Annotated in this window: 19 protein-coding genes, 1 tRNA gene and 2 pseudogenes; 7 read left to right on the forward strand and 15 right to left on the reverse strand. The window is 59.8% G+C overall.

All coding sequences use genetic code 11. The annotated features are described in order from the left end of the window. Positions 1–36: 36 nt before the first annotated feature. A complete protein-coding gene (locus CH249_RS06910; RefSeq protein WP_094681612.1) occupies positions 37–1,929 on the forward strand; it encodes a glycosyltransferase in 1,893 nt (630 codons plus the stop codon). Here CH249_RS06910 and CH249_RS06915 read toward each other — a convergent pair whose 3' ends face one another. The 5 genes from CH249_RS06915 to CH249_RS06935 form a co-directional block, all read right to left on the reverse strand. Continuing rightward, positions 1,930–2,793: a TylF/MycF/NovP-related O-methyltransferase gene (locus CH249_RS06915; RefSeq protein ID WP_032395520.1), complete on the reverse strand. Its 864-nt coding sequence runs from the start codon at positions 2,791–2,793 to the stop codon at positions 1,930–1,932. Between the two features lie 52 nt (positions 2,794–2,845). Further along, positions 2,846–3,748, reverse strand: a complete 903-nt coding sequence (locus CH249_RS06920) for a glycosyltransferase (RefSeq protein ID WP_032395519.1) — start codon at positions 3,746–3,748, stop codon at positions 2,846–2,848. Further along, positions 3,741–4,580, reverse strand: coding sequence for an ABC transporter ATP-binding protein (locus CH249_RS06925; protein WP_045198036.1), 840 nt, complete (start codon positions 4,578–4,580; stop codon positions 3,741–3,743). The genes CH249_RS06920 and CH249_RS06925 overlap by 8 nt, the downstream gene beginning before the upstream one ends. An 11-nt stretch (positions 4,581–4,591) precedes the next feature. After that, entirely contained in the window at positions 4,592–5,428 is an 837-nt protein-coding gene (locus CH249_RS06930; RefSeq protein WP_179273032.1) for an ABC transporter permease, read from the reverse strand. 81 nt (positions 5,429–5,509) lie between these two features. Continuing rightward, a complete protein-coding gene (locus CH249_RS06935) occupies positions 5,510–6,094 on the reverse strand; it encodes a bacterial proteasome activator family protein (protein WP_032395518.1) in 585 nt (194 codons plus the stop codon). 176 nt (positions 6,095–6,270) lie between these two features. On the opposite strand from CH249_RS06935, the gene CH249_RS06940 reads away from it, so the two are divergent. After that, a complete protein-coding gene (locus tag CH249_RS06940) occupies positions 6,271–7,476 on the forward strand; it encodes a cysteine desulfurase-like protein (RefSeq protein ID WP_032395644.1) in 1,206 nt (401 codons plus the stop codon). A 110-nt stretch (positions 7,477–7,586) separates the two neighbouring features. Here CH249_RS06940 and CH249_RS06945 read toward each other — a convergent pair whose 3' ends face one another. Together CH249_RS06945 and mgrA are read right to left on the reverse strand one after the other, a co-directional pair. Beyond that, positions 7,587–8,576, reverse strand: coding sequence for an NAD(P)H-quinone oxidoreductase (locus CH249_RS06945; protein ID WP_094681703.1), 990 nt, complete (start codon positions 8,574–8,576; stop codon positions 7,587–7,589). Between the two features lie 35 nt (positions 8,577–8,611). After that, positions 8,612–9,646: an L-glyceraldehyde 3-phosphate reductase gene (gene mgrA / locus CH249_RS06950; protein ID WP_094681613.1), complete on the reverse strand. Its 1,035-nt coding sequence runs from the start codon at positions 9,644–9,646 to the stop codon at positions 8,612–8,614. Positions 9,647–9,792: 146 nt separating this feature from the next. Here mgrA and CH249_RS06955 point away from each other — a divergent pair, with 146 nt between their 5' ends. The 3 genes from CH249_RS06955 to CH249_RS06965 all read left to right on the forward strand — a co-directional run bounded on the left by CH249_RS06955 (position 9,793) and on the right by CH249_RS06965 (position 10,791). Further along, positions 9,793–10,236, forward strand: coding sequence for a MarR family winged helix-turn-helix transcriptional regulator (locus CH249_RS06955; RefSeq protein ID WP_179273159.1), 444 nt, complete (start codon positions 9,793–9,795; stop codon positions 10,234–10,236). 45 nt (positions 10,237–10,281) lie between these two features. Beyond that, positions 10,282–10,371 (forward strand) — tRNA-Ser (locus tag CH249_RS06960). A gap of 45 nt (positions 10,372–10,416) precedes the next feature. After that, positions 10,417–10,791, forward strand: coding sequence for a hypothetical protein (locus CH249_RS06965; protein ID WP_094681614.1), 375 nt, complete (start codon positions 10,417–10,419; stop codon positions 10,789–10,791). Positions 10,792–11,076: 285 nt separating this feature from the next. Here the strand turns inward: CH249_RS06965 and CH249_RS28695 are convergent. The 3 genes and pseudogenes from CH249_RS28695 to CH249_RS27505 form a co-directional block, all read right to left on the reverse strand. Further along, positions 11,077–11,208: pseudogene (locus CH249_RS28695) on the reverse strand (hypothetical protein); the annotation flags it as partial. Positions 11,209–11,249: 41 nt separating this feature from the next. Continuing rightward, positions 11,250–11,945, reverse strand: a pseudogene (locus CH249_RS28700) (recombinase family protein); the annotation flags it as partial. 27 nt (positions 11,946–11,972) lie between these two features. Beyond that, positions 11,973–12,227, reverse strand: coding sequence for a hypothetical protein (locus tag CH249_RS27505; protein WP_143544367.1), 255 nt, complete (start codon positions 12,225–12,227; stop codon positions 11,973–11,975). Between the two features lie 309 nt (positions 12,228–12,536). On the opposite strand from CH249_RS27505, the gene CH249_RS06980 reads away from it, so the two are divergent. Then, the gene (locus tag CH249_RS06980) at positions 12,537–14,303 is read left to right on the forward strand and encodes an SIR2 family protein (protein WP_094681617.1); all 1,767 of its coding nucleotides are present in this window, start codon (positions 12,537–12,539) and stop codon (positions 14,301–14,303) included. A 59-nt stretch (positions 14,304–14,362) separates the two neighbouring features. Here CH249_RS06980 and CH249_RS27510 read toward each other — a convergent pair whose 3' ends face one another. Then, positions 14,363–14,677, reverse strand: a complete 315-nt coding sequence (locus CH249_RS27510) for a hypothetical protein (protein WP_143544369.1) — start codon at positions 14,675–14,677, stop codon at positions 14,363–14,365. A 1,540-nt stretch (positions 14,678–16,217) separates the two neighbouring features. On the opposite strand from CH249_RS27510, the gene CH249_RS06985 reads away from it, so the two are divergent. Next, positions 16,218–16,763 carry a PASTA domain-containing protein gene (locus CH249_RS06985; RefSeq protein WP_094681618.1) on the forward strand — a complete coding sequence of 182 codons (546 nt, stop codon included), beginning with the start codon at positions 16,218–16,220 and terminating at the stop codon, positions 16,761–16,763. A gap of 329 nt (positions 16,764–17,092) precedes the next feature. Here CH249_RS06985 and CH249_RS28620 read toward each other — a convergent pair whose 3' ends face one another. The 4 genes from CH249_RS28620 to CH249_RS07000 form a co-directional block, all read right to left on the reverse strand. Next, positions 17,093–17,365, reverse strand: a complete 273-nt coding sequence (locus CH249_RS28620; protein ID WP_094681619.1) for an excalibur calcium-binding domain-containing protein — start codon at positions 17,363–17,365, stop codon at positions 17,093–17,095. Between the two features lie 119 nt (positions 17,366–17,484). After that, positions 17,485–18,306 (reverse strand): TatD family hydrolase, encoded by an 822-nt coding sequence (locus CH249_RS28705; protein ID WP_094681620.1) that lies wholly within the window; start codon positions 18,304–18,306, stop codon positions 17,485–17,487. Next, positions 18,264–19,556, reverse strand: coding sequence for a hypothetical protein (locus tag CH249_RS27515; protein WP_143544370.1), 1,293 nt, complete (start codon positions 19,554–19,556; stop codon positions 18,264–18,266). Before CH249_RS27515 ends, CH249_RS28705 begins: the two co-directional genes overlap by 43 nt. Further along, complete coding sequence (locus CH249_RS07000) at positions 19,553–19,825, reverse strand: hypothetical protein (RefSeq protein WP_143544371.1); 273 nt, start codon at positions 19,823–19,825, stop codon at positions 19,553–19,555. The genes CH249_RS27515 and CH249_RS07000 overlap by 4 nt, the downstream gene beginning before the upstream one ends. Positions 19,826–19,879 lie beyond the last annotated feature (54 nt).

Below are 19,879 nucleotides of genomic sequence, written 5' to 3' on the forward strand. Positions count from 1 at the left end.
GAGCCACTACTCGAACTGGATGGGGTACTTCTCGGTATGGACGGCACTGCTCTCGATCGTCTCGGCTCCGCGTCGAATTCGTCGGCTGTTGCCGGCGCTGACGGTGAGCCCGAACTGACAGTCCAGAGACTGCTGTTCGACGGTCCGTCGCCCCTGGTCAGTGCCGATATGTACAGCTCGGTCGGCAAGGGCAACGCCGAGCGCACCCGTACGGGCGTTCGGATCGCCAAGCGCAGCGTGGTGCACACCAACAGCTACTTCGGACGGTTCCCGGCCAGCTACTGGCAGCGGTGGACCACCGTCACCGAGGTGGTGTTCCGGGCGAGCGTCGCCGGTGCCGGTCGGATCGATCTGGTGGCCACCGATTACAAGGGCCACGAGCGCACGATGGCCAGTACAACGGTCGATTCCGCGAACGCGTCGACCCAATTGGCCGTTCCCGTCGCCACCACGCAGTTCCTCGACGGCGGTGCGTTGTACGTCCGCTTCACCACGACCTCGACCGAGTTGTCGGTGCAGGACGCGGAATGGACCGTCGCCGCGCCGGAGAAGCTGCGTCCCACCTCGGTGGTGATCTGCACGTTCAACCGCGCCGACGACTGCGCCAACACCGTCGCTGCCATGGCCGACGATCCCATCGCCCTGCTCGGGGTCGACAACGTCTACGTCGTCGATCAGGGCACCGATCAGGTGCAGACGCGCGAGAAGTTCCAGCGCGTCGCGGCGGAGCTCGGCAGCAAGCTCGTCTACATCACTCAGCCCAACCTCGGCGGCGCAGGTGGATTCACCCGCGGGCTCTACGAGGTGCAGGGTAAGGGCGGCGACCCGGCCAATGTGATCTTCATGGACGACGACGTGCTGTGCGAACCCGAGGCGATCGTGCGCATGAACTCGTTCGCCAACATGACCGTCGAGCCGGCGATCATCGGCGCCCAGATGCTGTACCTGTTGCACCCCGATCGCGTGCACGTCGGTGCCGAGGTGGCGAACCTGCAGAAGCTCGAAGCCGGAGTGCACGTCAAGAACGCGATCTCGGACAAGAGTGCGTTCAAGCGCAAGCGTCAGCAGGACGTCCGGGTCGACGCAGGCTACAACGGTTGGTGGTCGTGCCTCATCCCGTCCGAGATCGTCGGGCAGGTCGGCTACCCGCTGCCGCTGTTCTTCCAGTGGGACGACATCGAGTACGGATACCGCTCGCGTGCAAACGGATTCGCCACCGTGACGCTCCCGGGCGCAGCTGTGTGGCATGCCGACTTCGCGTGGAAGGACTGGGACGAGTGGCACCGCTACTTCAACCTGCGCAACGGCATGATCACCGCCGCCCTGCACATCGAACTCGACGGTAAGGCGCTCGCCAAGCAACTGTTCACCGATCTGCTGCGTTACCTGGTGTCGATGCAGTACGGCATGGCGTACACGCTGATCAAGGCCGTCGAGGACTTCCTGGCCGGTCCGGATTATCTGCTCGACGGCGGAATGGACGCTGCCGGTTCCATCCGGCGCGAGCGGGCTGCCTACGGAGAAACCAAGCGGCACAACGCCAACGACGTTCCGGGTGTGCGTCCGGCGGACATGTTCATCACTCCCGCCGGTCCGCATCCGAAGAAGAGCATGGAGTTCGCGGTCCTGGCCAAGCGCGTGCTCAATCAGTGGCGTGGCACCGTGAATCCGGGCCCGGTTGCCATCTCGGCCGACGATGCCCACTGGTGGCACGTGTCGCTGTTCTCCCACGCCATCGTCACCGATCGCTCACAGGAGGGCGTCCGAGTTCGCAAGCGCAACAAGGCGCATGCGACCGAACTGCTCAAGCGCGGCGTCACCGCACTCAAGCGTCTGCGCACCGAGACGCCGACGGTCGCCGCGTCCTACCGCGCCGCCGTCCCGCAGCTGACTAGCCGAGAGAACTGGGCTCGCCTGTACGGGCAGTAGCTAGTTCGCGCGGACCTTCGGGGCCGTGCGAATCCGTACGACGACCTGTTCGTTGTCGGCGGTGTAGCCCAGGTAGTCGAACTCGGTGCCGGTGCGTGCGACGAATTCCGTCCACGCCCGGTATTCGTGGTTGCGCCAGCCGGGGAAGTTGAAGTATTCGTCGAACACGATGACGGTGCCGACGGCCAGTCGATCGGCCACCAGATCCAGCACGGTGACCGTCGACGAGTACAGGTCCGCGTCGAGGTGCAGGAACGCCAACTTCTCGTGGTGACCCTTCAGAAAGCCCGGCAGCGAGTCCTCGAACAGGCCGGGGACGATCTGCGCGCCCGGCACTTCGGGGATGGTGTCCTGCTCGAACAGGCCCTTCGGAAAACCCGTGCGCCACGTCTCGGGTAGGCCGGAGAAGACGTCGAATCCGGCGACGACGGTGATGTCCTTCCGCGAGCTCAATTCCTCGGCGATGATCTCGAGCGTCGTCCCGCTGGCGACGCCGAACTCGAGCGCCATACCGCGAATGGAGACCTCACCGAGGGCGAAGCGCAGCGTCGCGTGCGGCCGTAGGAACGTCGGGGCCTGCGGCATCATCTCTTCGGCGAATTCTGCGCTCTGGGCGGCGGCTTCGACGTCGGAGGCGTACGGGATGTCCCGACGCATCCGCATCTCGAGACCGCGGATGAACGCGTGCAGATCGTCGATCTCGCGTCGTTGACGTTCGAGGACGTCGAGCAGTTTCGCCTGCTGATCGCTGGTCTGCTCGGCCAGCTGGGCGGTCTGCTGAGCCAGAACCTCGCCGATCGCTCGTTGAAGCTTCTCCCGTGCCGACGACTTGATGCGATCAGCGAGCTTCCGAGGTTCCGTCATGGGCACACGGTAGCGGTATCACGCGGGTGCGCGCACCCCATGGTGGACGGCTCTACGGTCGACGAAAGTGTTCCCGACGCCCCAGCCCGCGCAGCCGGAACCACTCGGCCAGACCCTTCGGGTTGCGGGTGGTGATCAGGAAGAACCAGGTGAAGCGAATCCACTCCTGCGGCAGCAGCTTTCGCATACCTGGCTGCGACATCAGGTAGCCGCGGTTGCGGTACGTGAAGTAGCGCTTGGTCGCGTCCTCCGGGTACTGCGTGTGCATCCGGCCGCCGAGGATCGGCTTGAACTCCTCGGCCCCGTTCGGGTGGACGTAGGCGGCGGTGAGGCAGGTACCGAACTTCAGGCCCGAGCGCTGCAACCGACGGTGCACCTCCACCTCGTCGCCGCGGACGAACAGGCGCAGATCCGGCACGCCCACCGCATCGATCGTCGACGCCTTGAACAGAGCGCCGTTGAACAGCGACGCGATGCCTTCGAGAAGATCGTCGTCCGGGTTCGCCGGGTCGATCAATTCGGACCGCAGCCGACGCCATTCGACGCCGCGGCGCAACGGGAAGGCCAATCGGTCCGGATCGTCGATGTCGCAGACGACCGGGGAGACCTCGTCGAGTCCGTGGGTCAGAGCGCAGTCGTAGAGAGTCTCGAGTACCTGCGGGCCCTCGGGGCGGCCGTCGTCGTCGGCGAGAAACACCCAATCGGCACCGAGGGAGAGCGCATACAGAATCCCGAGCGCGAACCCGCCTGCACCGCCGAGATTGTGCTGCGAGCCGAGATACGTCGTCGGCAGGTCGATCGACTCCACCAGTTCGCGTACAGCGGGCTCATCGGCATTGTCGACGACGACCAGATGGTCGAGCGGACGCGTCTGCGCGCCGATCACGTCCAGCGACAGTGCCAGCAACTCACGCCGCTTGTGCGTGACGATGACGCCGACGATCTTGTCAGCCACCGGCCGTATCCTCTGGTCGTTCCGCAGGCTTCACTCCTGCGTCCTCCCGCTCGATCTCTTTCAAGATCTGGGCGACGTGGTCTCCCGCGTCATCACCGTCGTACGCCCGCACCACGTCCTCGATCCCGCCCTGTTGGCGAATCTGGCCGTGATCGATCCACATCGCGGTGTCGCACAGCTGAGCCAGGAATTCGTTGGAGTGGCTGGCGAACACCAGGATTCCCGAGCGCTTCACCAACTCCTGCAGCCGATGACGCGCCTTCTTCATGAACTCGGCGTCGACGGCTCCGATGCCCTCGTCGAGCAGCAGGATCTCCGGGTCGATGCTGGTGACCACGCCCATCGCGACGCGCACGCGCATGCCCGTCGAATACGTGCGTAGCGGCATGTCGAGATAGTCACCGAGTTCGGTGAAGTCGGCGATCTCGTCCATCTTCGCGAGCATCTGCTTGCGGGTCTGACCCAGGAACAGGCCGCGGATGATGATGTTCTCGTAGCCGGAGATCTCCGGGTCCATACCGACGCCCAGATCGAACACCGGCGCGACGCGGCCGCGGATGGTGGCGCTGCCCCGCGTCGGCTCGTAGATGCCCGAGAGCAGACGCAGCAGCGTCGACTTGCCCGCACCGTTGTGACCGACCAGTCCGACGCGATCGCCGTCCTTCAGGTTCATCGTGATGTTCTTGAGTGCTTCCACGACGACGACGTCGGAGGAGTTGCGGTCGATCGCGCCACCGGCCTTGCCGAGGAACGCCTTCTTCAGAGACCGCGTCTTGGCGTCGAAGATGGGGAAGTCGACGCACGCGTCATGGGTGCTGATGCTGATGGACAACTCGAATACCCCTAAACCCAGTAGGGCACGCGGGCCCGGTACTTCTTGAGTGCGACGATGGCCAGCGCCCATCCGACGACGGTGAAGCCGAGCACGATGTACCAGTGGTACGCCTGCTGATCCTCGCCGATCAGGGGGGCCCGGATGATGTCGAGGTAGTGGAAGAGCGGGTTGATCTCGACGAGCTTGGCGCGATTCGCAGCCTCACCGCCCATCGACTCGAGTCCCGAGGTGGTCCAGACGATCGGTGTCATGAAGAACATCAGCGTGACGAAGCTGCCGAGGATCGGGGCGATGTCGCGGTAGCGGGTGGCGACGATGCCGAACAGGATCGACACCCATATCGCGTTCAGCAGAATCAGCACCAGCGCCGGGATCGCGAAGACCACGGTCCAGTGCAGACCGCCCTCGGGCCAGAAGATCGCGATGATGATCACGTAGATCAGCATGTTGTGGCCGAGCAGCAGCAGCTGACGCCACACCAGGCGATAGACGTGCACACTCAGCGCGCTGGGCAGCTGTTTGATGAGACCCTCGTTGGCGACGAAGACGTCTCCGCCTTCGAGGATCGCGGCACTGATGAGGTTCCAGATGATCAGACCGACGGTGACGTGCGGCAGGAACGACCGCAGGTCGATGTCCAGGAGTACCGAATACAGAAGGCCCATGGCGATCGCCTGCACACCGGTGGCGATGGTGATCCAGAACGGACCGATCACCGATCGGCGATACCGCTGCTTGATGTCCTGCCAGCCGAGATGCAGCCACAGCTCGCGCTGAGCGAAACCGGTTCTGAGGTCGCCGAACGCGCGCCGATAAGTCTGTGAGTCCGAAACCGGAGCAGGCATCTGTTCTCCTGCCTCGCTCTCGGGATCCTTCGCTGGTGCCGACACGACGGTCGACACTACCTCTTCACAGGTGTCGACTCTTTACAAGTACTGGCCGGTGCCACTACCACCGTGACCTGCGCCACCAGGAGCGCCCATCACGCCGGGAGGCAACGCGCCCTGCCGCATCTGTTCGAGTTGAGCTCGCGCGGCCATCTGCTGAGCGAACAGGGCCGTCTGGATGCCGTGGAACAGGCCTTCGAGCCAGCCGACGAGTTGAGCCTGCGCGATGCGCAGTTCCGCGTCGGTGGGGACAACGTCGTCGCCGAAGGGCAGTACCAGGCGCTCGAGCTCGTCGCGGAGCTCCGGTGCCAGGCCCTGTTCGAGTTCGTGGATGGAGGACTTGTGGATTTCCTTCAGCCGCGTCCGGCTCGCGTCGTCGAGCGGTGCGGCGCGCACTTCCTCGAGAAGCTGCTTGATCATCGTGCCGATACGCATCACCTTCGCCGGCTGCTCCACCATCTCCGACAGGCCGGATCCATCGTCCGATCCATCGTTCGTGGAGGAGCCGGCGGCGCGGGCCGCAGCGGCCGTCGCTTCCTCGCGGCTCAGGGCGAGCGGTTCTCCGTTGGGGCCGATCACAACAACGTGGTCGTCGGGCGCACTGTTCGGCTCGGATTGAGTCATATATCCATCTTTACGCCTCGCTCGCCGTTGCGCGATCGTCTGGGGCGATTATCCTGGTTCGGTCGTCGGGAACAAGTGGAGGCCGGGAGGATCGAGCGTGCGAGGTGGGCAACCGTTCCCTGGCGAAACAGGACGTGGAACACATGCTGCACCGGTCGGCGCTTAGAGTGTCCGGCATGGGTTACGACGTCGCGCGAGTGAGAGGGTCCATCCCCTCGCTCGGTGACGGGTGGATTCATCTCGACCCTCAGCTGGGCATGCTGATCCCGGACCGCGTGTCGACCGCCGTGTCCACCGCTTTCCGGCACAGTGCCTCCAATCATTCGGCCGGCAACACCGCGGCCAAGCGCAGCGCAGCTCTACTGGAATCCGCTCGCGTCGCCATCGCCGATCTCGTCGGTGCCTATCCGTCCGGTGTGGTCATCGGTCCCGACCGCGCGACGCTGCTGTCCTGGCTCGCGGATTCGATGAGCTCGCGGCTGGGGCTCGGAACCGGCTTGGTGCTCTCGCGACTGGACGAGGAAGCGAACGTCGCGCCGTGGCTGCGGGTCGCCAGCAGATCCGGCGCGCACGTGCGATGGGCCGAGGTCGAAATCGATACGTGCGAGTTGCCCACGTGGCAGTTCGATGACCTCATCACCTCGACCACTCGGCTCGTCGCGGTTACTGCGGCATCGCCGATCGTCGGCAGTGCACCCGATGTTCGGGTCGCAGCGGATCTGGTGCACGAGGTCGGTGGGCTGATCGTGGTCGACGCGGCCGGAGCGGCCCCCTATGCACACGTCGACATCAAGGAACTCGGAGCCGACGTCGTCGCGATCGACACCGCCGCATGGGGCGGGCCGTCGGTCGGTGCGCTGATCTTCCGCGATCCGACGCTCCTGGAACAGTTGCCCTCGATGTCGCTGAACCCGTCGGCGAAGGGGCCTCAGCGGCTCGAGGTCAGCGCGCATCAGTACGCGTTGTTGGCGGGGGTGGTCTCGTCCATCGACTATCTGGCCAATCTCGACGACGCAGCGACCGGGACGCGTCGCGAGCGCCTCGAGCTGTCGATCGGATCCCTGCAGCATTACCACGACGGCCTGTTCGATTACCTGATGAAGGCGCTCGAATCCCTGGACCACGTCATGGTGCTCGGCAATGCGCCGACGCGTATTCCTACGTTGAGCTTCACCGTCGATGGTGTTCCCGCGGTGAAGGTGTCCGAGCAACTCGCGCAGGCCAGAATCGGCAGTGTCAGCGGAGTCCACGGTGGCAGTCGGTTGCTCGACGCATTGGGCGTCAACGACGAGGGTGGTGCCGTCACCATCGGTCTGGCTCCGTACACCACCCGCTACGAGATCGATCAGCTCCAGGCTGCGTTGTCCGCTCTCGCGCTCTAGCGGGAGCGGCTCCGCCGCACGTGCACGAGGTGCCTCCGGGTCGTTCCGCAGGCTCCACTCCGCCCTCGTAGCCCACCACGAAGTTCCGCTCACGACCGCTGACCTGCGCGCTACCGAACTCGCAGGATCACTTTCCCGATGGTCTCGGCCTCGTCGAGCATTCGATGTCCTTGCGCTGCTTCGGTTATCGGAATTTCGGCGTGTACGACGGCTGTGACGCGGCCCTCGGAGATCATCGGCCACAGGTGCGCGGTCATGTCTGCGACGATGTTCGCCTTGCTCGAGGGCCCGGTTTCGGGGCGGCCACGCAACCCGGCTGCGTGCACCGAGCCGCGCTTGGCGAGGAGTTTTCCGAAGTTCAGCTCGCCCTTCACGCCGCCCTGCATGCCGATGGTGACGACGGTGCCGTCCATGGCCAGGGCGTCGAGATTTCGATCGAGGTACTTCGCGCCCATGTTGTCCAGGATCAGGTCGGCTCCGTGATCCTTTGTCTGTGAACGAATCTCGGTGACGAAGTCCTGGTTCTTGTAGTCGATGAGGATGTCCGCACCGAGATCGGCACACATGTCCAGCTTGTACTTCGAGCCGGCGGTGACCGCGACGGTGACGCCCATCTGCTTGGCCACTTGGATTGCGTGCGTACCGATTCCGCTACCACCACCGTGGATGAGCAATACCTGGCCCGAGCGCATGTGTCCATCCATCACCAGGTTGGACCACACTGTGGATGCGACCTCCGGAAGTGCCGCCGCCACATGCAGATCGAGCCCTTGCGGAATCGGAAACAGCTGAGTGGCGGGCACCGCGACCTGCTCTGCATAGCCACCCCCGGCCAACAGTGCGCAGACTCTGTCGCCCACGTTCCACCCGCTGACCCCTTCGCCGAGTTCGGAGATGATGCCCGAGCATTCGAGGCCGAGAATGTCGCTGGCACCAGGGGGCGGCGGATAGTTGCCTTGACGCTGCATCAGATCGGCACGGTTGATGGCAGTGGCCGAGACGTCGACGATCACCTGCCCGCGGCTCGGACGTGGGTCGGGAACCTCGGTCCATTCCATGACGTCGGGGTCGCCGAATTCTTTGAGTGTGATGGCACGCATGTCTCCATAGTGCGCCACCACTGCCGCAGGCACTCCTACAGGTCCCAGAGGTTGATTCCGAAGTCCTCGGCGTGCTGGTCGATCTGGGCCAGCTCGTCGTCGGTGAAGTCGAGGTTGTCCAGAGCAGCCACGTTGTTCTCCAGCTGTTCGACGCTCGATGCGCCGATCAGGACGGACGTCACCCGCGGGTCGCGCAGGGCCCAGCTCAGCGCGAGCTGTGCGAGGGATTGACCGCGGGCGGCGGCGATGTCGTTCAAAGCCCGAAGGTGTCCGATGTGGTCGTCGGTGAGCCAATCCGGGTTCAACGACTTGCCCTGCGCTGCTCGCGAATCCGCAGGAATACCGTCGAGGTACCTGTCGGTGAGCATGCCCTGCGCCAAGGGAGAGAACGCGATGACGCCTGCGCCGATCGCGTCGAGAGTGCCGAGTAGTTCGGGCTCGATCCAGCGATTGACCATCGAATAGCTGGGCTGGTGAATCAGCAGTGGAACACCCGCGTCGGCGAGCAGGTCCGCCATCTTCTGCGTCCCCTCGGGCTTGTAGGAGCTGATGCCCGCGTACAGAGCTTTGCCCTGCTGAACCGCGCTGATCAGCGCGCCTGCGGTTTCCTCGATCGGGGTGTCGTGGTCGGGACGGTGGCTGTAGAAGATGTCGACGTGGTCCAGGCGCATGCGCGTCAACGATTGGTCCAGCGAAGAGAGCAAATATTTCCAAGAACCACCGAACCCGTACGGGCCTGGCCACATGTCCCAGCCGGCTTTGCTCGAAATGATCAGCTCGTCGCGATAGCCGGCGAAGTCCTCCGAGAAGATCCGGCCGAAATTCTTCTCCGCACTGCCGTAGGGCGGGCCATAGTTGTTGGCCAGATCGAAGTGCGTGATCCCCAGATCGAAGGCGCGACGCAGGATCGCGCGCTGGTTCATCACTGGAACGTCGTCGCCGAAGTTGTGCCACAGTCCCAACGAGATCGCCGGGAGCTTCGGTCCGCGTGATCCCACTTGCCGGAAGTGCATGGACTCGTATCTGTCGGCTGCGGCAACGTACGACGGTTCGATGTTGGGATCTGTCATAACTCGACCATAGGTCTCGGACTCGAATCGAACATTCAACCAGTGCAAGCTACTCGTCGGTAGATTTCTTGCCTAAGATGTCACGGGTGACGGCCGAACTAGCCATTGGTTCCGGGGGGGACCCGCAGTGGCTCGACACTGCGGAAATGAAAGCATGGCGCGCCTACATGGACGGCGGGCAACGATTGATGGGGGTACTGAACAAGGATCTGCAGGATGGCCACGATCTGTCGATGGCGGAATACCGCATCCTGGTGATGTTGTCCGAATCGGTCGACGGCTCGGTTCGAATGAGCGAGCTGGCCGACGGTGTCCTGTCTTCGAGAAGTCGCCTGACGCATCAGATCAGGCGAATGGAAGTTCAGGACATGGTCACTCGCAGTACCTGCGTCGACGACGGCAGAGGTGTACTCGCGGTGATCACCGAGGAAGGCCGTCGACGGTTGGCGGAGGCGGCACCGACTCATGTGCGCAGTGTGCGCCGACATCTCGTCGATCTGCTTTCTCCGGAGGAACTCGAAGTGCTCGGCGACATCTTCGAGAAGGTCGACGCAGCGATGGACACCTCGGCGGCGGCACCGCGACGATGAGGGGCGATTGGGACTCGGGCCGCCCAGCCGTTTAAGATCGCACACGGAAGCGTGGCAGAGCGGCCCAATGCACTCGCCTTGAAAGCGAGAGACGTGTAAAAGCGTCCGGGGGTTCAAATCCCTCCGCTTCCGCCAGATGTTCGTTGTTGAACCCGGTCCACCCGCAAGGGTGGGCAGGGTTTGTTCCCCCCGGTCGAAGGTCAGCAGCGTCGCAAGTTCGCTTGCTTCAACCTCTTTCACGAGTGCCAGGCCTGCTCGGTTCGACAATCCGTCTGTTCCTGTCCGTTCGAGTTCGAGCACTTGGTTCTGGATGACGCGTGGCACTCGGCTCTTCCTCTGGTCGAAGAAGACGGTGGACAGGTGCGCGACGAGATGCGCGAACGGCTCCTGGATCTCTCCGTCGCTGACGCTGCCATCGTCGTTGATGTAGAGCTTGCCGAAGAACCCCTGGTTGATCATCCGGCGGATGGGAGGCTTCATCTCGGCGTACACCCGGTGGCAGGTCTTGATCGCCTCGACCGCTCGGTCGAGCAGGATCTTCACCTCGGCTCGTGACTCGGTGCCCTCGGCTAGGTCTCGTTCGGCGACGTTCAGGGCTCGCGTGAGCCGATCCATCTCACTCTTGAGCATGTCGAGTGGTACTGCCCCGGCGCAGTGCGCTTCGAGTAGTTTGGCGCGCTCACGTTCGAGCTGGGCTTTGTTTCTGGTCGCTGCGGCAACGGCGTCGGCAGCCTCGCGCGTGGCCGTGTCGAGGACAATCGCGAATCTTGCAGGCAGTTTGACGAATCCGCGCGGGCATCGATTCTTTTTGTCCTCTGGTCCCATGCAGAAGAAGTGCCCGTACAGGTTTCCGCTCTTGCCGCGATTCTTCGAGTAGACCATTCGCGTCCCGCAGTGGCTGCACCAAATTTTCCCGCGAAGGTACGAATTACGTGTCCTGTCCTTTTCACCAGCGGTGTTGTGGGCATGCATGACGTCCTGGACTTGTAGCCGGTACCCATATCGACGAGCGCTTCGTGAGTGCCCTGGTGATAGACGCCCTTGTAGGCCACGATGCCGACGTAATACGGGTTAATCAAGAGTCGATCAAGCGAGCTGATCGACACCGGACGGCTCGGTACTTTCGGTGTCGCGCGGGTACGGAGTCCTCGGTCTTCGAGGGCATCGGCGAGATTGGCGAGACTGTATTCGCCTTTCGCATATTCGGTGAATGCCCAGCTCACATGATTGGCACGTTCAGGGTCGAGTTCAACCCACCGAATATCGGCGCTGCCTTCGAGGCGACGCTTGTTGAGGTACCCGATCGGCGCGCGGCCGGGAGTGCCTCCGGCTGCGAGCTTCGACTTCAGTCCCTTGATCACTTCCGTCGCGAGGTTGTTCGAGTAGTAGTTCGCCATGCCGCGCTGAATCTGCAGATTCAGTTTTCCTTGCGGGGTGTCATCGATGTACTCGCTGACCGATACCAGCGCCGCCCTGGTCGCCTCCAGGCCGGAATCGACGTAGTAGTCGGCTTTCGGGCTTCGGCTGAGCCTGTCGAGCTTGTGGACGATGACGTGTGTGACACCGAGATCGTTGAGTTCGGCGAACATTCGTTGAAATTCGGGTCGGTTGACGGTCGTCGCGGACCGACCGAGTTCGGCATACTCGGCGACGACGGTGAGGTTCAGTTCTTCGGCCTTCCGGCGGCAGGCGTCGCGTTGGAACGGAATCGAGTAGCCTTCCGCGCCGCCACCGACTCATGCCTGCTCCTCGGTACTGACGCGGACGTAGATGACGGCTCGGCCACGTGCTTGACGCTCGGTGCGGACTGCAGGCGCGACGATCTGCGCTTCCTGGGTCGGGGCGTTCCCGGCGCGGAATTCTTCGAGGATCGACTTCCGAGCACCGGCGTACCGACTGGCGCTGCGATTACGCCGGAGAGTTTCTGGTGGTGCCGCGTCGGCGTCGTCGGCAGATCCGAATGGTGAGTTGGGTGTGCTGCGGCGGCTCATGCGGCTACTCCTGGAAGTGCAGTACTGGGCGGATCTGGGAAACCTGCTCGTACACCAAGATCTCGTGTCGTCTAATCCCGCCGAAGCTGTGGTGATCCTTCGGCGTAGCAGTCAGATTAGTCCGAAGAATTCGGACGACGTCTCGTCTTACTGCGCATAGCCGTCAGTACGCTCGTTTTCCGCGAAAAAACAAACCAGTCGTAGTATTCTGGCGAAGCTGTGTAGTGCTCATGTGCCTTCAGTGGGTGCGACGCGCGACGGCGACACGTTGGCGGTGCGGAATAGTCTGGAGGTTCAGAAGTGAACGGAATGTACGAGAATGAGAAAGATACAGATTTCTGTCATCAGTTTTTTGAGAGACCAGCGTTATCTTTCTCGAATCAACCAAATTTTAGGGATTTGCTGGTCGACCTGGTCGATCCCACCAAGAATTTTACCTTTGTCCTAGGTGCTGGTGTATCCCTGGACTCAGAACTTCCGAGTTGGAATCAGTTGATCGCTAACATGACACGCGAGATCGAGGACCCGACTTGGCGCGAAGCGGCCACGCTTGACTCGGAAGATCTTCTACGAAAAGCTGAGTCTGTGTTGCAGTTTGTGAACGAGGGCACTACCGCTACACCCGAGCGAATCGTGCAACAAGCGCTCTACAAGACACCGCACGGCAAGGTTATCAGAGAGCCCGTTCCGGGAAGACTGGCCGGCGAAGTGGCAAAGTTGTGCTCGTTTCTGGGAGATCGCGCATATATCGCAACTACCAATTTTGACGTGCTACTTGAGACTGCGATTGAAGATCTTGAAGTTAGTGGAGACTCTAAGTCGGAAATAAATCCGGTGGCTTTCGACCCGCTAGTGTTTGAGGATGAAGACCGAACAATAGGAGAACATCCGGGATGGACTGCGGGCAATTCGGTGCTTCATCTACATGGTGTGCTCAAGCCCAACCGCGACCCCGCAGGAAATCTTGTTCTCACAGAATCGGATTTTCTGGAGTTTGGACCGCGCATTCGTGACTTCGTCCGCGAAAGACTCATTGTCTCGCATGTAGTTTTCATCGGGGTGAGCATGACTGACCCAAACCTGGTGTCGCCGTTATGGTCTTTGCATAAATCGCGCGAAGAATACATGATGCCTTTTCTTCTGACCGTTGCGTCTCCACGCGTTGCTATCAACTCAAATTCGGCGCGAGCGTATGAAATTAAAAAGGCAGAGTACCTATCGCGCCTGTTGAATGTAAAGACAGTATTTTTTAAGTCATACGGCCAGCAAGCTCAGGCCATTGCAGACGCATCACTTGCGTGTTTCGCGCCCGAGGATTATATCGGGAACGATGATCCGACCGAGTCCAGGCGATATGGCTATAGGTTGAGTAGAACGTTGGATCTTTGTTATAGGAATTTAGGATGTGGTGACGATCTGGAGTTTCCGGGAAAAGATGCTACGGTGCTCCTGTCCGACCGACTCCATGAGCTACTTAATAGAGATGGAGGTGTCCAAAGTTTGCTTACGCAAGCCGTTGATAATCTCTCGCGTACGAAAAACGAAAGTCGGGCTGAAATATATAGACAGTTTAAAGATTCGCTAACTTCTGAGCGATTCGGTATCTTTCTCTGGCTCAGGTCGCGGTCGGCCTCGGCAGAAGCCGAGTCGTACAAGCTAAAATTGCTGGGCACGTCGGTCTACACTCATCGTGAAGGTTGGTCATTAAATCGCGAAGCGGAAGTTGGTGCAAATTCGGAGTTCATTTGCGCGCGAGCCGCCTATTCCGGTCGGTTCACTCTAGCTGACGTTAAGGAAGTGGACCAATGGCAACTTTGGCGATCGATTTGGGCGGTGCCGTTTAGCAGGCATGCGGAAAATGATAACCTCGACTTCGGTAATACGTTTCTTGACGCTATCGATATAGGAGTGATTACTCTAAATTCAACTTGTCGGGCAGTGCCTCCCAAAGACGGGAACTGGGAGCCTGGAACAAAACGATCAATTCTGTCTGCTTTGACGAAAGATGAAACTAGTCAAATTGAAAGAGAATTGATTGCTATCGCGCAGGAGGTGGTGGATAGTCCGTTAACTTAAGACAATATAATACCCGGACTGCCTATTGACGGTCCGGGTATTATTTGTAATGGTATTAGTCAGTCAGCGCTGTGCTTCGACTTGCGAAATTCGCGGATCAAGGTGCCAATTGAACTCTGGTCGCCTATGCGCGGAGATGCGCCAACGAGTACGTCTTCGCCATGAACGTTTGCTCGTTTGTAAAAGTCGGACAGCACCAAATCTTCATCAGACGAGTCGGCAGTGTTGGCCGCCGCAGTACCTGACCCTGCCACCTCAGTAGCCGCTTCCGCGATTGTTACGGCTTGTATTGCGCGCTGAGGCATCTGCTGGCGGGTGTCCAGCGACGGCACTGGATGATGATCTTGGGGGGTGTTCGTATTCAGTTGTTCCATACATCTTAGTTATACTCACTTATTCCTCCAGGTCAAGGCCATTTTGGCGGTCGCCTGCGCGACCCCTGTGGCTCTCCTCGGTTCGGGCTACACCATCATCTATGCCCCGTCAACCCGGCGCAACCGTTACGGAGCATCAAGCGCAATCTCACAGAGATGTCTTAATCACCCCCACTCGATAGCCAGGATACTGAGGCTGAAATTACACGCACGTAACTTCGACCCGCGGCATTTAAGTCTGTTCGGCGTGCCAGGCCTAAGTGTTGTGGTTTTCAGTCCGGGGACGTTTGCGGCATCCGGGATTGTCAGACCCTCCCGTTGATGCGCCCGCCCTCACACACCCAGCCCCGTCTTTCCGGGACAGCATGCCTACTGTGGGTCTTTATTCCCGACCCACACGAACGCTACCCCGCTACGCGGGAATACCCAGCCGTCGTGCGACACTGAAATTGATCTCTCCGGTACGTTCATCGACATCGACCAGCCATTTATCGTCAGGACTTACCAAGGAGTTGCGCCTGTTCCTGGTCCAGAACCGCTGAACAACTGAGATGGGGCGGCAATGATTGAGTATCGTGACCGCGCAGTCGTGAAGTCGGACTATCATCAGTTCACAATTGGTCCGAGCTCGCTTCGAGAGCTGAATTTCAGCGAGTACCCAGAGTTTAACCTGGGTGTATTCACTGGAGAGACGGTCGTCGTCTATGCAGGTTGCCGTGTTGGACCGGTCAACGTCGAGCTAGAAGTGCACGACACCCAACCACCAGACAATGCGGTGGATTGGGAAGACGTCGCCGAGGGAGACATACACTACGACTCTCCGGAGGGCGCGGCCGTATGGCACTGGAACCTCGATCAGGCCATCCCGCAGGATAGTGCTCGGAAGCTAACTCCTGGAGGAGCGCATCGGTACCGTGTACGGATCTGTGCTCGCGGGCGCGCTCTTGAATGCGATGGCCCAGTGTTGGGCGAACCAGTCGAGGACTACTTAGTTCAGCTCTGGCCAACGTCTTCGCCATCGCCAGCGCACCAATCGAAGAACGAGTCCGGTGTGTAAGGGCTAGTTTGCGCAAGTAAATCATCTGGACCTGGAAAACCCGTGCGTGGGTTCTAGGTCCAGATGCGTTTCTACGTCTGCAGCGCGCACGCGGGTGTGCTGCAGACGAGATGAATCGAGGATCGCGATCGAAGCATTTCCGGCTATAAGCCACGAGGATCACGTCGAGCAACGACCGGCGGGTCGTAGCGGCGGCAGCTCACCGTCGACAACTAGCGGCGTGACACCCCGTAGGTCGGCTGATGACGGGTGCTGCGTTCGGATGAGATTCCTATGTGGCAGACCCATTTCCCGGACGGCTGCAACTATGAGTGATACGTTGTAGCACTACCAAAGAACGCGACGTCTTCATTCAGCAGCTAGACCGGGATCGCCCGACGATGCACAGATCTGCGTCTTCTAAGTAGAGCGCATGTGTCGGGCAAACAGAGTTGGCTTCACACCCCTCATTGCGTTGGCGTTTCATTCCTCAAAGGACTCGCTATGATCGATTTGATCGCCCAGGAGACATCTGTAACTACTCTGTCTTGGAACCAGACACTCATTGCAGTTGGTGTCGCGGCGGCCTCTGTTCTCCTAGTCGGTGTCATCGTCGCGGTCGCGCGGGGAAACCTTCCCAGTCAGGAACCAGGCGCGAGCCTTGCGCGAAGTTGGATTGCGATTACGTTGGTGCTCGGACTGATCATGTTCTGTGCTTTTTCGCTCGCCGTAAATGACGCAGGTATGCGCAGTACGTTGGTCGGCGGATTGACGGCGAGCGCTGGAGCCGCGGTCGCCTTCTACTTCTCTTCGCAATCCTCAGATCAGGGCCGGCGCGACATCCTGGATGCAGCTTTTGGAACGGATACGGTTCCGGAGTTGTCCGGGAAAGAGCAGACCGAAGCTGCGCAGTTGGCTGGCATGACGTCGCTCCAGCTCGTGATTGACCCCTCAAGCACAAATGCCGACACTGGGAAAGTCACCAAACAGACACCTGTCGCCGGGTCCAAGGTCCGCCGCGGTTCTTCAGTTGTCGTGACATTGACCTAGCCTCGGGCTTTCACGCCGGTAGGAGGCGAGGCGTGTCAGAACACAAGTATGGTGCGCTCGAACTAACACAGGACTTCTTGGCGGAAGCGTCGACCTTGGTCTCGATCTGTGCGCCGTCGACCCAACTGCGGCGAGAGCGCGCATCTCATCAGGGTACATGCACCAGCGGCACTGGCTTGCTCGTGCATGTGCCGTCCGATTCGCTCATGGTCAAGGCCTGCCGGGCTGTGTTGTTGTCGATACCCTTTAACCCACCGTATCCGGTCGTTCGAATTTTCCGGCCACGATGATCTCCAGTTCGTTGGTTTGGTTGTGCAGTGAACAATTTGCTACTCGCAGGCGACGCCGTTTCCATCTTTGTCGAGGTCGCGGCTGTAGCCGGGGTCTCCGGCATAGATCGGATCCGCGTTGGCGGCTCGCACTGCGGTGCAGTTCTTATAGAAGACGGACGGTGAATTGCGCGTCGGTGCAGGTGCGGGCACCGGTGCAGCAACTGACGGTGGCGGAGGTGGAGGTGGCGGTGGGATGTAGGCGGGGTTTGTGTGTGGCGGCACGACGACCTCATCCGACGTGTTCCTTCGAGAGGTTTGAATGCCATGCACTTAGCTCCGCCAAGTGAAAATCATTTTGAAATAACAGAGGTGCGTCGAGTTTGAACTTTTTAAGTCCAACTCGGCGCACTTTTGCTGTCCAGAGGTCATAGGGTTCCAATCTCGCTTGATCAGCCAGGGTTTCGAGCGATTGACATCGAGTCCTGCCAAGCTCGGTTGAACAGGCCTAGTGTGCTTGTACCCTCCGCAAGTTTAGCGAGGTTGAGCCAGAGCTGCTTTCGTACCTTCGCTTCACTCATAGACCAGATGGTCGCGAGCTTCTTCTCGACTTCACTAACATTTCCTGGCCTACGTGGATGAGGACCGCGTCGGTCACCACTTGGATGGTCTGTTTCGGGAAGTACGAGCTCTTTTGGTATCTGGCGAAGTGTATTTATGTGCGCCGATCCAGTTGAGCCAGGAGGGACGGAGAAATAGCATCCTAGACGGATTGCCTCCTCGGTTAGGCCTGCGCTCCCTGTCCACCAATGGAGCACTGCGCCGTCGACTGGAACACGGTTCAACTCGTGTATCACCGCCGCCTGCGCTCCAGTGCTATGAATGCTCATTATCCGTGGCATCTCTGCAACGGCTTCAAGTATCTCGCGGAATGTACGACGCTGCAATTCCATTGGGACTCGGCTCTTGCCGTCAAGCCCTACCTCGCCCACTATGACGGCACTTGGGAGGTGCTGACGGAACAGGACGCTGTCGAACGACTTCTGAGAGCGCATCAGGGCTGGATGAGCTCCCAGACCCCATATAGCGCGCGTATCATGCCTGGTCAGGGATGTAAACTCAGCCAAGGATCGCGTCATGGCAAAAACAAAAGCACAGAGTTCGGCTACATCCGGTGCTGCGATTCCTGTGTCGATGTGTGCGTGAGTATCCAGCGGGAGCAGTTGACTTGTCACAGCGACAAACCCCTGAGCTCGGCCATCGCTCGGTTGCATAGTTCAGTCGTTTTCGCCAACTCTAGGTTGCTTGGTACTCGGAGTGTGGCAAGGTCCTGATCGCACAGATCGCGGGCCAGGAAGTCGCGCATTGCAGGTACGACTGATTTGTTTTCTAGCCATCGCTCGATTCGTTCATTGCCTGCAGAAACTAGATACTGCGTTTGGTCTGGTATGGAGCTTGCTGCAAAAGATGCCTTGCGCAGGATGCAACCGAAGCAGACGCCGCACTGTATACGCCCCTTCAACCCAAACGATCGTGCACCAGTATGAGAGCACGAGGTGGTTGCGCTGAGATACTTGGAGGCTGCTTCGACTCCGATGGCTTCACTGACTTTGGTGAACATCTCACCCTTCGTCGCGTCCGCAAAAGGGTTGGAGAGTTCGTTGTGTGCGCCAACTTTACCCAGTATCTGAACCAGACCCTGTAAAAAGGCCGGATGTGTTGTTTTCGTAGATAAACTCCCGCGTCGGTTACTAGAAATTGGTGGATTGATCGACGCGTAACCATTCTCTGGTATCCAGAGTGGTAACTTATTGACTGAAGCGACAGCTAATCCGATTGCTATAAAGAGGATGGATCTAGAACGTGTAGAGTGTTCTTTCTTGTAAGATTTTCCTTCTGGACTTGTTCGGCCACGCGAATGATGCACCTGAACGAAGTCTGACAAACTGTTGGGAAACAGCCGGACTGTCTCATCTTTGAGTTTGCGTTGGAGGGGTGCAAGGTTCTTCTCGGAAAAGTGCGACACCAGTGCGTGTGAGCTGGATCCGTGAAGCCCATGCGCTGACAGGATGGCTCCGGCACCCGAATCTGCGCCACCACTGAACAGGACGACCCGCGATGCACCGATAGCGCGGGCTGCGATCTGTTCGGACGCGCCCTTGGTCTCACTGAAATCTAAGGTCCAGGTATCACCCGTCAGGAAGCCGAGTAAGTTCTCCAGCTCGGTCTTAGCAACCAGCCACGGTTCCACAGCGATAACATCGACGTCAATTGAGATTACCCGTGTATTCCAGGCCGACATCCGCCCTGAACGACGGACTGAACGGTCTGCCGACAATATCGCGGAGGCGATTCGTACGAAATCAATATTTCGATCGTTAACGCGGCCAAGTTCGCCAAGATTTGGGCCTACATTCGAGGTAAACCATGGAGAGGTTCCCTGCTTTGGCCAAAAGAATGTATTTGATGTCCCTGTTGGATCGGATGGGACGTCATCGACACTTAGTTTGAAGGAGCTACTCACTTCTTCCCCCGAGAGTAGATGCCTTTGAGCTTCTTGACTCCTGTAGTGATAGCCTTCTCAATTGACTTAGCTTCTGTGCCAGTTTTTCCGATGTCTGCCTGTGCTGCAATGGCCTGGGAAGTTTCGTTGATCCTGTCGATCATCTCGTCTCTAGAAACTCCGTCGCTACCTATTAGGCTGTCACCGGCTTCCGAAAGAAATATCTCAGCAGCAATGAGACCGATTGCATGTTCGGCTGCGTCAGCTGAATCGGGGATTGACTGATTCACGGTGTCATCCAACATCCAATCGACTAGTTTACCGGCAATTGCACGCTGTTCCTC

It is taken from the genome of Rhodococcus sp. 05-2255-3B1, assembly GCF_002258545.1.
Lineage (GTDB): Bacteria > Actinomycetota > Actinomycetes > Mycobacteriales > Mycobacteriaceae > Rhodococcoides.